The organism is Paracoccus sp. UBA5162 (genome assembly GCF_002413585.1).
In the GTDB taxonomy this organism is placed as follows: Bacteria; Pseudomonadota; Alphaproteobacteria; order Rhodobacterales; family Rhodobacteraceae; genus Paracoccus.
Map to the genome: position 1 here is coordinate 1 of NZ_DHXG01000025.1, position 337 is coordinate 337.

A 337-nucleotide genomic window follows, 5' to 3' on the forward strand; every position below is an offset into this window, starting at 1 on the left:
GTGTGGCTGGTGTGGTCGTGATATTCGACCTCGGCCTCGGCCAGCGCGGTCTTCTCGACCGGCGACCACATCACCGGCTTGCTGCCCTGATAGAGACTGCCATTCATCAGCAGTTTCATGAACTCGGCCGCGATCACCGCCTCGGCGTGGAAATTCATCGTCAGGTAGGGATCGTCCCACTTGCCGGTGATGCCCAGACGCTTGAACTCGTCCCGCTGCACGTCGATCCAGTGATCGGCAAAGCGTCGGCATTCCTGCCGGAACTCGACGATATCGACCTTGTCCTTGTCCTGTCCCTTCTGGCGATATTGTTCCTCGATCTTCCATTCGATCGGCA

1 protein-coding gene is annotated in these 337 nt (G+C 58.8%); it reads right to left on the minus strand.

Going from position 1 to position 337, the window contains the following annotated elements:
- A partial coding sequence (locus tag B4A72_RS03225) for a class I tRNA ligase family protein (RefSeq protein ID WP_292978086.1) occupies window positions 1–337 on the minus strand: 337 nt, incomplete at both ends.